General features: G+C 43.0%; 3 protein-coding genes and 5 pseudogenes. 3 read left to right on the top strand and 5 right to left on the bottom strand.

Features of this window, described 5'->3' with window-relative positions:
- The first annotated feature begins 181 nt into the window (after positions 1 to 181).
- Positions 182 to 3,583 carry a maltose alpha-D-glucosyltransferase gene (gene treS, locus AC6IZ0_RS01415; protein ID WP_497724796.1) on the top strand — a complete coding sequence of 1,134 codons (3,402 nt, stop codon included), beginning with the start codon at positions 182 to 184 and terminating at the stop codon, positions 3,581 to 3,583.
- Positions 3,584 to 3,604: 21 nt separating this feature from the next.
- Here the strand turns inward: treS and AC6IZ0_RS01410 are convergent, their stop codons facing one another.
- Complete coding sequence (locus AC6IZ0_RS01410; protein WP_497724795.1) at positions 3,605 to 4,453, bottom strand: alpha/beta fold hydrolase; 849 nt, start codon at positions 4,451 to 4,453, stop codon at positions 3,605 to 3,607.
- Positions 4,454 to 4,936: 483 nt separating this feature from the next.
- Between AC6IZ0_RS01410 and AC6IZ0_RS01405 the strand changes: the two genes are divergently transcribed.
- Positions 4,937 to 5,461 carry a DUF192 domain-containing protein gene (locus AC6IZ0_RS01405; protein ID WP_271732393.1) on the top strand — a complete coding sequence of 175 codons (525 nt, stop codon included), beginning with the start codon at positions 4,937 to 4,939 and terminating at the stop codon, positions 5,459 to 5,461.
- Between the two features lie 448 nt (positions 5,462 to 5,909).
- Positions 5,910 to 6,136 (top strand): annotated as a pseudogene (locus AC6IZ0_RS01400) (DUF2949 domain-containing protein).
- Positions 6,137 to 6,522: 386 nt separating this feature from the next.
- Here AC6IZ0_RS01400 and AC6IZ0_RS01395 read toward each other — a convergent pair.
- The 4 pseudogenes from AC6IZ0_RS01395 to AC6IZ0_RS01380 form a co-directional block, all read right to left on the bottom strand.
- Positions 6,523 to 7,672 (bottom strand): annotated as a pseudogene (locus AC6IZ0_RS01395) (pyridoxal-phosphate-dependent aminotransferase family protein).
- 315 nt (positions 7,673 to 7,987) lie between these two features.
- Positions 7,988 to 8,912 (bottom strand): annotated as a pseudogene (gene trpC, locus AC6IZ0_RS01390) (indole-3-glycerol phosphate synthase TrpC).
- A gap of 155 nt (positions 8,913 to 9,067) precedes the next feature.
- Positions 9,068 to 10,494: pseudogene (lpdA, locus tag AC6IZ0_RS01385) on the bottom strand (dihydrolipoyl dehydrogenase).
- 135 nt (positions 10,495 to 10,629) lie between these two features.
- A pseudogene (locus AC6IZ0_RS01380) lies at positions 10,630 to 13,613 on the bottom strand (UPF0182 family protein).
- Between the last annotated feature and the right edge of the window lie 6 nt (positions 13,614 to 13,619).

Below are 13,619 nucleotides of genomic sequence, written 5' to 3'. Positions count from 1 at the left end.
ATATCACGTAGCTGGAATAGTCCTCTTCCAATCAAGAGCTTGTTAATGCTCTTACCTGTGTGAGATGGATAAAGTTATGATTTTAGGTATTTTGTGATAGGAGGGAAGAGGAAAAAGTGAGTTAACAATTTTTTTATAAAAAAATAAATAAGAGTTTTATCACTAAAAGTTGATAGATAAAATGAGAAGAGCAGACTTAATCATCAAAGATGACCCCTTATGGTTTAAGAAAGCGATTATTTACGAAGTACCTATTCGTGCATTTGCTGATAGTAATGGTGATGGTATTGGCGACCTACAGGGACTAATAGAAAAACTAGATTACTTGCAAGATTTAGGGATTACGGCTATTTGGTTACTACCTTTTTTCCCATCACCACTGAAAGATGATGGTTATGATATTGCTGAGTATACCAGTATTAACCCCATCTATGGGACATTAGAAGACTTTAAAAACCTATTGAATGCTGCCCATGAGCGGGGTATCCGGGTGATTATTGAGTTAATTATTAACCATACATCGGATCAACATCCTTGGTTCCAACGCGCACGCAGCGCCCCAAAAGGTAGTCTAGAAAGAGATTTTTATGTGTGGAGTGATACGGCAGAAAAATACCAAGAAGCGCGAATTATTTTCCAGGATTTTGAAACCTCGAATTGGGCTTGGGATCCGGTGGCTAAGGCTTATTATTGGCATCGTTTCTATTCCCATCAGCCGGATCTAAATTATGATCATCCCTTGGTAAGAGATGCGGTATTTGATGTTTTAGATTTTTGGTTAGAAATGGGCGTTGATGGATTACGTATGGATGCAGTACCTTATTTGTATGAAAGGGAAGGGACTAACTGCGAAAATCTCCCGGAAACTCATGCTTTCCTGAAAGAATTGCGATCGCACATTGACGCGAAACATCCTCACAAGATGCTACTAGCTGAGGCTAATCAATGGCCAGAGGATGCAGCTAAATATTATGGCGACGGGGATGAATGCCATATGAACTTTCATTTTCCCCTAATGCCACGCCTATTTATCGCCCTACAGATGGAAGACAATTTCCCCATTGTAGATATTCTCCAACAAACTCCACATATTCCTGACAATTGTCAGTGGGCGTTGTTTTTGCGTAATCACGACGAATTGACCTTAGAAATGGTCACAGATGAAGACCGAGACTTTATGTATCGGGTGTATGCTCAAGACCCGGTAATGAGATTAAATTTAGGTATCCGCCGCCGACTAGCACCTCTGTTAGGTAATGACCGCCGCCAAATTGAGTTACTTAATAGTTTGTTGTTATCCCTACCGGGAACACCCGTAATCTATTATGGTGATGAAATTGGCATGGGGGATAATGTTTACTTAGGCGATCGCAATGGTGTACGCACTCCTATGCAGTGGAGTTCTGACCGCAACGCCGGTTTTAGTCGGACTAATCCCCAGAGGTTGTACTTGCCGGTGATTATTGACTCAGAATACCACTATGAAGCGGTTAACGTCGAGGCACAGAGGGCTAACTTCAATTCTCTGTGGTATTGGATGAAACGCTTGATTGCTACTCGAAACCGTTTTCAGGCTTTAGGTAAAGGCAAATTTGAATTATTACACCCTAATAACCGCAAAGTTTTTGCTTTTAGCCGCACCTACGAAGAAGAACATATCCTCATAGTAGCAAATTTATCTCATTATGTCCAAACGGCAGAATTAGATTTATCAGATTTCACAGGACTAGTACCAGTGGAAATTTTTGGTTACACGGAGTTTCCCGCCATTGGAGAGTCGCCTTATTTTCTCAGTCTGAGTCCCCATGGATTTTACTGGTTTGTCCTCAAACGTAAGCCTAGTTTGACTCAACCCCCGAAACCCCAAGCCGAGTTACCTACCCTAGTTGTCAATGAACGGTGGCAAAATGTGATTTTACAACGGGAGTTAAAAGGGGTTTTAGAATCAACACTGCGGGATTACCTATATACCTGTAAATGGTTTGGTGGTAAAACCAGAACTTTGCAATCGGTGCAAATTGTAGAAACCATTGCCATACCCTACAATCAGCAGTTAGCCGAAATGGTTTGGTTACAGGTAGATTATATTGATAGACACAGGGAAACTTATCTATTATTTTTCGCCTATGCAGAGAGTGAGCAAGCAATGCAGCTATTGAGAGAAATCCCCCAAGCTGTAATTTCACGTCTGCAAGTGCAAAGGGAGAATACCCTGGTTAATACTTCAGAAGTAGGAATTTTATTTGATGCGTTAGTAGATAAGAACTTTTTGAGTTCATTATTAGATGCTATTGGGGAGCAGCGTTTATATAGAGGGACAAAAGGAGAATTATTTGCCACGACCACTGATTTATTTTCACAGTTATACTCACAAAACGGTGACCATGAACCAAATGTTCTCAAGGAAGAAGAACAAACCAATACTTATATAGTTTATGGCTCGCGCCTATGTTTGAAACTCTTCCGGAAATTTGAGGAAGGTATGCACCCGGATTTAGAAGTCCGGCGTTTTCTGGGGGAGAAAAAATGCTTACAACATTTTGTACCTGTAGCAGGGGCTTTAGAGTATGGTCGCCAATGGGTACGCCACGCAAGCTATCAGAGATTTGGGGATATTTCCAACCTACCGATGACCATAGGCATATTACAAGAGTTAATTCAAGATACTCGCAGCGGCTGGGATTACACCGTAGACAGCCTACGTCATTATTTTGATGTGGTGACTACAGAACAGGCGAGTATTACAGAAGTTCCCATACCATCAGGTTCTCTCTTAAACTTACAGAGAACTGATATTCCCGACCTGGCGACCAAAACCATTAATTCTTACCTCCCTAATGTAGAAATATTAGGTAAATCCACGGCTGAATTGCATATGACCTTAGCTACAGATACAGATAATCCCGACTTTGCGCCAGAACCCTTTTCATCATTTTACCAACGTTCCATCTACCAAGATGCACGTAACCTCACAGGGCGAGTTTTCCGATTACTTAGGGAAAGGGCAAAAGATTTGCCATCTCATACCCAGGAATTGGCAACAGATGTACTTAATAACCAACAAGAGATTTTGGCACGTTTCCAGTTAGTTGTGAATCAAAAAATTATCGCCTTCCGGACTCGTTATCATGGGGACTATCATCTGGGGCAATTGCTTTACACTGGTAAGGACTTTATTATCACCCATTTTGAAGGTAAAGCAGCCCGCAGTTTGAGTGAACGCCGCCGCAAGCGATCGCCATTAAGAGATGTAGCCCGGATGCTGGTATCCTTCAATTATGCTGTGACTGAAGCTTTGCGCCGTGAAATAGAAACTGGTATGGTTCGCCCTGACAATCTGCCACTTATGAAACAATGGGCAAAATTTTGGTATACCTGGGTGAGTGCTACCTTCTGCAATTCTTATTTAGCAACTGCTGGGGAAAACAACTTTTTACCAAAAACCCCTGCGGAACTACAATTACTGCTATTTGCCTATCTATTAGAAAAAGCAATAGAGGAACTCCACCATGAACTCAACCATCGTCCAGATTACGTAGAAATTCCCCTACAACTGATTTTGCAACTAATATCAGAATCATGAACCTGCTTATCTGTGGTTAATTCATCTTGGCATTTTCACAACTTGGGGATGTGCTTCCAACCAAATATCAATATCACCTAATACCTGTTGGGGAACTTCCCAAGGAAATAAATGTGCTGTATTTGGGTAACAACGCCACTGGCTACTTTTCAAATGTTGTGCCGTTTCTAAACTAGACTCAGGGGTAATATGACAGTCTTGTTCCCCAGCCAGTACCAAACCAGGACAGTGAATTTTTTGTAAATCAGAGAGTCGATTGTAACCAGATTTCAGAGCAGTGTAGAGGGCGCGAGTTGCGAAAGAAGAGGTTTGTAAATAGGACTGTACTGCTTCGGTGGCAATATAATTATAAGCTGTGGGGGTATGTTGTTGAATCAAATAGCGAAAAAGCGATCGCTTGGCAAAAGTATCTATATTCCATTGCCAACTTGGTTGAATATAGTTCAAAATTCCGGCAATGGCAGTATATAGATTATCCTGCCAAGTAATGGGGGGATGATTGCCACGGGGTCTGGCTGCGGTGGCCACCAAAATCATACCAGTAAAGCGTTGTGGTAGTCGCAATGCCATTTCCATTGCCAAAATTCCACCCAGTGACCATCCCAATATCAGACATTTTTCAATTTGAAAGCGGTCTAGAAGCGCCTCTAAGTCTGTCAAATGGTCTAACATCTCAAAATTGCCATTACAGCGACTTTTACCGTAGCCGCGTAAATCAGGGGCGAAAGTTTGGTAGCGTTTGGATAAATGATTGGTAAAAACAGAAAGATTACGACCAGATCCAGGATGACCGTGTAAACACAGAATAGGGAAACCCTCACCTTGGATGTAGAGGTTCAGGTTTGCCGGTGTGGTGGAGATATAGGACATAATTTAATATTTTCCCCCTCAATAAATAAAATTCAATTGATTTACAGTCTATTGACGCTCTTGACTTGTGTGCCTTGGAATTACCCTTTGTCATGTTCCACAACCACCAGGTATGTCCCAGGATTGATTTGTACTTTGTTTATTTCTGCTACAAGTTTTTTTTCACCTGGGAGAGAATATTCTTATGTGCTATATTTTTCATACCTCTTTTAAAAAGTTCCTTCTCAACTCACAAGTTGGGAGCTACAATTCATATATTTAGCGCCAATTTCCCTAGGAATCACAATGATCATCATTTGATTTACTATGTATGAGGTAAAAACACAAATCTGATGGTGTTGACCTTTTTCCCAGGCCAAAGCAGTATATGACTTAAGCGGCTGCTTTTTAAACTGGAAGTATTAATTTTATCTATCCTCACACCGTAGTTTTTAGCATAAGTGCTGTGCAATCGCAATTTAAATTACCAAATCAGAAAATATTATGATGCGTTGGCTAATTGTAGTCCCGATGCTCCTCAATGTTTTACTAATGGGCTGTTCTGTTGGAAATACAGCAAAATCTACCACATCCACAGCCAGTAGCCAAACAAAAGCTCCCAGTGGTCAAATGCTACCAATTTCAGCACAAGCAGTTCTGTCTAATGGTACTAGAGTCCAATTGGAAGTGGCACGGACACCGGAACAGCAGGCGAAGGGCTTAATGTATCGTCCACCTTTACCAGATGATCAGGGGATGTTATTTCAGTTCCCTTCTGCACGACCTGTCAGATTTTGGATGAAAAATGTCCCTGTTCCTCTGGATATGGTGTTTTTGCAAAATGGGGTGGTGCGATATATTCAGGCTTCTGCGCCTCCGTGTCCTAGGGAACCTTGCCCTACTTATGGTCCTAATGTGCCCGTTGATATGGTCATTGAATTGCGATCTGGACGATCTGCGGAATTAAATTTGCGGGATGGTGATGTGATCAAAATTGAGTTTTTCGATACGGGAAATCTGGGGAAATAAATTTCCCCCTGTCAGATGGGGCGAATCCTAAGTTAATATCTTTGTTTCCAAGATTTGCTAAGTATAGAATAGAACTTTATTATGGATACTATTTACCTTGTTTACATCATAGTGAAATTTGCAGTTTCAAGCTATAATCACATTTCTCTACTATGGATGCCAAAAATATTCCTTTTGGCGTAAGTGTAAATGGACTCTCATAAGAGAGTATTAGCTATGGAATATTTGTGACTAAATGTGTGATGAAATCAAACATAATAGTCAACAATATCAGTGGTGCTTTGAATTGGGAATCTTCGAGTTTAACCGGTGAAATCTGTCAGTTTGAAGAGTTTTAGCCAATTGTGTTGGAATTTCTGAGAACGTAGCGTGGCGTAAGTCATTCCGGTCATCACCAGTTACGAATGAAACATTAGCTGCAGGTTACTGAGAAATGGGACATGGTTATATGACAATAAATTCAACTAAAGGGGGTGAGTTACAAATGTCACCATCAACATATTCACGACTGATTCATTTTCTAGAGGAAGATTTGTCAATTTCCTCGGCTTCTCTTGCAGTCGCCCTGCGACATCGGGAACAAGATCCCGTCCTTTACCAATGATTCTTTGGCAGTATGGATTAATTACGTTAGAACAGTTAGAACAAATTTATGATTGGCTGGAAACAGCATAAGAGCAGGAATTTGAGTTTTGCATTGTCTAAGTCTAAAATACAGGCTACCTCAACCTATGGCGTTTCTATGACATAAGTTGGATTGGCGAAGTTTTTGATTGCAATCATGGTTCTAATGTGTATAAGTATGCCTTTCATACCGGAGAATTGAGGATGTCACGTGGATTCTGTGTTGTACCGAGTCCGATAGATAGCAGAATTGACTGTTACCATTTTTACTTATTTCCAGAAGGATGCAAAGAGCGAGTTGACTGTTTAACTCGCTCTTTATAATTTCAATGGGAGTAGAACCAAAATACTCATCATTGGTGTGGCTAACAGTTCTCCTTTCTCTTGGAGACGCTTCGCCAAGGGTTTACGTTCCCCAGATAGACTGGGGATGGAGACTAACTAAATACTTTAGCCGCTGCTGCTACACCAGCACCAGGGATAAAGTCTTCGTAGCCGAGTTCAGTAAGAGTCACTTCTAAGGCGGCTATACAGGTGAGAATATCGCGATCGCTAACAAAACCCAAGTGACCAATGCGGAAAATTTTGTTTTTCAGATGGTCTTGTCCACCGGCCAAAGCAATATCAAAACGCTTCTTCATCAATGAGCGAATTTTATCAGCTTCAATACCCTGTGGGGCAACAGCCGTAATTGCTGGACTGGCATAATCATCTGCACCAAATAAAGGTAAATTCAAACCACGCACCGCGGCGCGGGTGGCATTTTTGAGTCTTTGGTGCCGAGTAAATATTGACTCCAAGCCTTCATCCTTCATCATTTGTAATGTGGTGTGTAAAGCCACAATCAAGTTCACCGGTGGAGTAAAGGGAGTGGTATTTTTGGCGGCAGATTTGCGATATTTACCTAAATCAAGATAATATTTCGGTAATTTTGCAGTTTTGTAAGCTTCCCAAGCCTTGGGGCTAACAGCAACAAATCCTAATCCTGGGGGAATCATATAACCTTTCTGGGAACCGGAAGCCACTACATCTAAACCCCAGGTATCTATGGGTAAATTGAATGCGCCCAAGCTAGTAACTGCATCCACGATAATTAAAGCTTCGCCATGTTCCTTTACGAAGCCGGTTGATAGTTTCTAAGTCATTCAACACACCGGTTGAGGTTTCGCTGTGGGTAATAATGACGGCTTTAATTTCCTTGTTGGTATCCCCTTGCAGTTTTTCTGCAAACACTGATGTATCTAAAGGTTTCCCCCATTCGGTAGTAATAGCTTCAACATTCAAACCGTATGCTGCAGCGATTTCTACCCAGCGTTCTCCAAACTTCCCATTGGAACCGACCAAAACGCGATCGCCTGGAGACAGAAAATTAATGATTCCCGCTTCCACCGCACCCGTACCGCTAACATTGAGCATTAGTACATCATTTTGAGTTTGGTGTAACCATTTGAGGTTTTCTATCACCTCCGCCATGATGTTACTAAACTCATTGGTGCGGTGTCCAATTGGGTGCTTGGCTAATGCCAATAAAGCAGCTTCTGGTACTGGTGTGGGGCCAGGAATCATGAGCATTAGCTTATTGTCCATTTGTTCGTCCTAAAAAAGAATAAAAGTTCAAAACTTGGGGAGGATACTTAAATTTTTGGGGGGAATTTTAGGTTTTATCTGCATATACATAAACAATACTTGCCATAGTCTTCAAATCCACAGATTTAAAGATCATTAGAGCTAAAGAATGATGGTTTACTTGACTTTTGCAACAACCTATGTATATTAGTTAAAAATAATCTAAAATTCTTCTTTCAAGTTATAGCATTTTATCATCTGTTCAACTACGGATTTATCTGTGTACCCTACCCTAGGTTCTGCCTGCATGGACATAAATAAGCACCGAATCTCCCGCTACAGCGGTTGGCGGTGGTTAGCAAACAGTTTAGCGATCGCTAAACCAGGGTCGGGTTGTTTAACTAACGACTCTCCAATGAGTACGGCTGCTGCTCCTGCCTGGTGTACTATATGTAAATCTTCAGGAGTATGTAGCCCTGACTCGCTCACAACTAGGAGATTAAGTTCCTGTAATTGACTAACTCGTGCTGCCAATAATTGACAGGTAGTTTGAAGATCAACGGAAAAATCTTCTAAATTGCGATTATTGATCCCCACCAAAAACTCACAAGTTGAGCTCGGCTGTCCAACGTTTAGCTAAAGCTAACACGCGATCAAGTTCTGCCAAACTATGAACCTCAATCAAGGCTGTCATCTTCAATGCTTTAGCAATTTTCAGGAAGTATTGTAAATCTTGATCACTGAGAATAGCCGCAATTAGCAAAATTGCATCTGCACCCTGAATACGAGCCAAGTACATTTGGTAAGGATAGATAATAAAATCCTTACATAAAAGTGGTAATTTCACCCTAGCACGCACTTGGGCTAAATTCTCAAAACTGCCTTGAAAAAACTTCCTATCTGTCAAAACAGAAAGACAACTAGCTCCGGCTTGTTCATAGGCCGAAGCAATGGCTACCGGGTCAAAATCCGCTCGTAAGACACCCTTGCTAGGGGAAGCTTTCTTGACTTCAGCAATTAAAGCCGGCTTGGTGCTTCCTTGTCTTAAAGCGGCGATAAAATCACGGGTGGGTGGTGCCGAGAGTGCCTGCTTTTGCAATTCTGTTAAAGGTCGCCTTTCCCGCATTTGGTCAATTTCAACTTCCTTATGCCAGACAATTTCCTCCAAAATGTTGTTTGGTTCTATATCTGGCAAAGCAGACTGATAACGTAAAAAAGAGACATTAATGGTAGTGTTGGTAGAACGGCGACGAATTTGCATAATTTAAGTTTTGAGTTCTTCTTTCCTGAGTTTGACACTCCCGGCCCTCAAGAGACAATGACGGGCGAAAAATATTTCAGTGTTAACAGGCACCCTTTAGCCACTGATGGCGTAGCGTAGCCATCACGACTCATAAGACCCTCCCGCCCTAGTCCTTAAACCACGGCGCGTTTATAAGCTTCATCTAGCACTTCCGAAAGTGTAGGATGGGCGTGTACTAAGTGAGCCAGGTCTTGGACAGCTTGACGGTTAGCGATCGCGGCTGAGGCTTCATGAATTAAGTCGGAGGCGTGCATACCAAAGATATGCACTCCTAAAACCTCACCAGTATCTTGGCGATACACTACTTTAGCCATACCATCGGCTTCTTTTTCTGCCAGAGCTTTGGAATTACCTTTGAAGTAACTTTTAGTAGTAGCCACCTCAAAGCCTTCAGCTTGCGCCAATTCCTGGGCGGTACTTCTGTTAAGCCTACATAGCTGACCTCTGGGTGAGTAAATGCGGCCGCAGGGATGCTGCGATAGTCCACAGTGCGGGGACGACCGATGATATTTTCCACCGCGACGACACCTTGAGCCGAGGCGGTGTGGGCCAACATCATTTTCCCAGTGGCGTCACCAATGGCCCAGACATGGGGGACTACTTCCCCGCCAGAGAGCACAGCCATATGGTCATCTACGGGGATATAATTCCGCCGGTCTAGTTCTATGCCTAAAGTGTCTAGTCCTAAGTTATTGGTGGCGGGAATACGCCCTGTGGCTACTAAACAAGCATCGACTTCAATAACATCAATATCTTCTTTAGTTTTAAAGTCTGCTAATTCAATTACCACGGGGGAACCGGGGATGATTCTTTTGGCGTATATTCCCACTTTGGTTTCTATATCCCGGGGTGTAATTAAGACTCGTTCTGCTAGTTTAGCAATATCCCGGTCAAATCCTGGCATGAGTTGGTCTAGGGCTTCAATCATGGTGATTTCACAGCCCAAAGCCGAGTAAACATCAGAAAATTCTAAGCCGATGTAACCACTACCAATAATTGCGATCCATTCCGGTAGAGATTCTAATTTTACACCTTGATCGCTGGTAAAAACGGTTTTACCATCTACTTCTATGCCTGGGGGTACGAAGGGGACAGAGCCTGGGGAAAGAATGATATCTTTAGCTGTCACTGTTTTTTGTGTACTATCGCTAGTGATAGTTACTTTTTGAGTGCCGGCAATTTTTCCCCAACCTCTGATAATATCTACTCCTAGACGTTTGAGGCTGTTGGTGAGGTCGCCTTGAATTTTTGATACAAGACTGCTAGCATGGTCTGCGATCGCTTGACGGTCAAATGCCACATGATCAACTTGAATTCCCAGGGATTTGAGATGATGGGCATTACGTAACTCCCGCACACGTCCAGACGCAGCTAACAAAGCCTTGGAAGGGATACAGCCACGATTCACACAGGTTCCCCCCATGTCCCCAGCTTCAATAATCGCTGTTTTCAGACCACAGCTAACAGCGTGTAGGGCTGCGCCATGTCCACCCACACCCGCGCCGATAATCACTAAATCGTAATCAAATCCATCACTCACGTTAGTTTCCCCTTGTACTTTGCCTATTTATTTTCAACTATGGCTTATGCCAAGCTACGCTATCACGTGCAACCTATGCAACTCCCCATAGTTTGGGAATTCCTTTAAATTTTTTAAACTTTAAATTTTTTCAATTTACTGTGATGGGGTTGGCTCCTCCAAAGGACGAATAATGGTGGGGGTTGGTGTTACCTCTGGCTTAAAGATTCCCTGTAATGCTTGTTCGAGTGTAGGAGCCATCACAATTCTATTTTCAAAAGCCACGATTACCCGTACTAGGGTGGGGAGTCTATTTTGAGTGGCTTCTAAATAAATTGGCTCGACGTACAATAAGGATTGTTCAATGGGGATAATTAAGAGGTTACCTTGAACTGCTCTGGAACCTTGACGATTCCAGAGGGAAATTTGTTGAGAGATGATGGGGTCTTGGTTAATTCTGGCTTCTATTTGCTCTGGTCAAAAACTAGGCGTTCTTTGGGGAATACATAGAGTAATAATTTACCGTAGTTTTCACCGTCTGACCGAGCTGCTAACCAGGCGATTAAATTAGAGCGTTGTCTGGGGGTGTAGGGTAGGAGGAGGATAAATTCTTCCCTATGAGAGGAATTGCTGTCAGAAAGGGGGACTGTGGGGAGGCTGGTGATGAGGTAGTATGGTTTTACTGGACGGGCTTCGTCCCCGTAGATTTCTGTGGGTATTTGCCACTGGTCTTCCCGGTTATAAAACACCTGGGGGTCGGTCATGTGGTAGGTTATTAATCGCTCGGATTGAATTTTGAACAAGTCCACGGGGTAACGAATATGTTTCCGCAGGTTCAGTGGTAAGTCCAAGAGGGGTTTGAAGGTATGGGGAAATATTTTCCCCCATGTCGCTATGATGGGGTCTCCGGGGTCGGCTATGTAAAAGTTAACTGTGCCGTGGTAAGCGTCAATAACTACTTTAACTGAGTTGCGGATATAGTTGATTTTCTCTTGATGGTCGGCTATGTTGAGGCTGGTTGTGTCTGAATAGGGATAGCGATCGCTTGTGGTGTAAGCATCAACTACCCAGTAAAGGTAGCTGCCGTTTTTCTCAAAGTCTTTGTCACCAGCATCAGCAGCAACTAAATAAGGGTCGCTGTCAAATTGGAGGAAGGGGGCGATCGCTTGAATACGTTCTTTAATATTCCGCCGGAATAACACTTGAGTATCTGGTAAAAAGTCTTCTGTAAATAGCATTTGCCAATCTTTTAAATACATGGCAAATAGTAATCTTCTCCACCCTCTACCAACACGAATTCCCCCTACACCATCATAAATATTGTATATATTATCGCTACCACTGGGGAAGTCTAATTCTTTGACTTTTGTTCCAGTCATGACGTAAGTATCAGTGATTTCACCGAAGTAAATCCGGGGTTTTCCTATGGGGATGCTCTCGCGAATGGCTTCACTGGAGGTAGTAAGGGCGGTGTCGTTATTACCGGCGATGTCTTTGACAAAATATTCTGGTAGTCCACCAGGTGCGACGGTATTTACTGGACTCATAGTGAACCCGAAACCATGGGTATAGATTAAATGGCGGTTTACCCAGGTTTGAGCTTGCTGGGGTACGGCGGTGTAGTCTAATTCCCTGGCGGCTATTAGTACTTGTCGCCGTTCTGTGGTCTCTTCGTCTACTGGGTTGGGAAATACCCCCGTTGCTGTGGGTATTTCCGCGGGTACTTCCTTAAGCAGGGTGTAGCGGTCGATGTCCGCATCGGAGAAGCGGTAGTAAAGGCGAATCTGTTGCAGTTGGCGGTTAGTTTCTAGCAGTGGTTGCTGGTCCCACAGGCGAATGTTACGAATTGTTAAGTCATTTCTTTGGATATCGGCTTCTGTTAGGTCTCCTGTGGGGTTAAAGGTTTGCACGTCAATGTTTTCTAAGTCAAATGCTTGGCGGGTTAGGGCGATGGTACGCTGGATGTAGGGTTGTTCCCGTTGGAGTTCGTTGGGCTGTACGATTAAATATTGCACTAGGGTGGGGAGGAAAATATCGGCGGCGACCATTCCTATTAGATAAACTCCTAAGCTGTAAAATATAAATGGCCGGTAGCGGGATTGGGGTTTCCAGCTTACTGTCCGCCATAGCAGGTAAAAGGCTAGGGCTAGGGAAGCAAAGCAGAGGATGGTATAGGACGGGAGAACGGCTGTAACATCGGTATAACTTGCACCGTAGGTAACGCCACGTGGGGAATAAACTAGCTCGTAACGACTGAGCATATAACTCAGGGCTACTAGGAGCATGAATAGTCCACCGTTACCGTATAAATGACGCTGTTGCTGGGAAGAAAACCCCAGGAAAACGCCTTGACTAAGGCTACCGGCACCCAAGAGGTAAGTTAGGGCTACAGCGATGAGGGTATACAAGAATAATCCCATTAACCATAGTTCTAGAAGCTCCCAAAAGGGGAGGGAAAATATATATATGCTGATATCTTGATCAAATAATGGCTCGGAGGCGTTGAAGGATGTGGGGGCGAAATATTGCAGTATCCTAGCCCAGTTGTGGGATATGATTTGAGCAAATAGAAGGCTCAGAAGAATTGCGATCGCCCGCAATAGAAAATGAGGATATACTACAATGGCGATGACTATTGCCAAAATTAAACCGAAATACCAAGGGGTGGAAATAAAGTTACCTATTAACTCCCAAATGCGCCCCGGTCGAAATAACTGAGGATTTACCGGAATATCGCGGATAATTCCCGGATGCCAATGGGTAGCAGCTATTTGGCTATAGTAAATCACCATTAAGCCTACTAGAAAACTTAATACTAATGCTATGGGTAGTAACCAGACTAGTTTAATTTCTTTACTTCTGGGGACTTGTTGCACTTTTACAGCCACCATGGGGGAGGGATGATTTGGGGCATGCTGGTGGCGGTAAGCTAAGTGAAGATTACCCAAACAAAAGGCGGCGCTGATACCTGCTACAAATATCCACAGTCCCCCCATGGTGACTATCCGTAGAAGAAATACTTGTAAATAACCGATATTTTCAAACCAGAGTATTTCTGCTCCTAGGTGCGCAAGCAAATCCAGGAATAGCCAGACTCCTAGGGATATTGTTAGTAATCTAAACCACCAATTCCGTAACATAAATCA

It is taken from the genome of Anabaenopsis sp. NIES-4685, from assembly GCF_059725405.1.
Note: the sequence above shows the minus strand (reverse complement) of the source record. Positions and strands in the feature narration are given on the sequence as shown.

What these genes read in the sequence shown, in the direction of transcription:
- treS (WP_497724796.1), top strand. Translation starts at nt 182, where the DNA reads ATGAGAAGAGCAGACTTAATCATCAAAGATGACCCCTTATGGTTTAAG.
- AC6IZ0_RS01410 (WP_497724795.1), bottom strand. Translation starts at nt 4,453, where the DNA reads ATGTCCTATATCTCCACCACACCGGCAAACCTGAACCTCTACATCCAA.
- AC6IZ0_RS01405 (WP_271732393.1), top strand. Translation starts at nt 4,937, where the DNA reads ATGATGCGTTGGCTAATTGTAGTCCCGATGCTCCTCAATGTTTTACTA.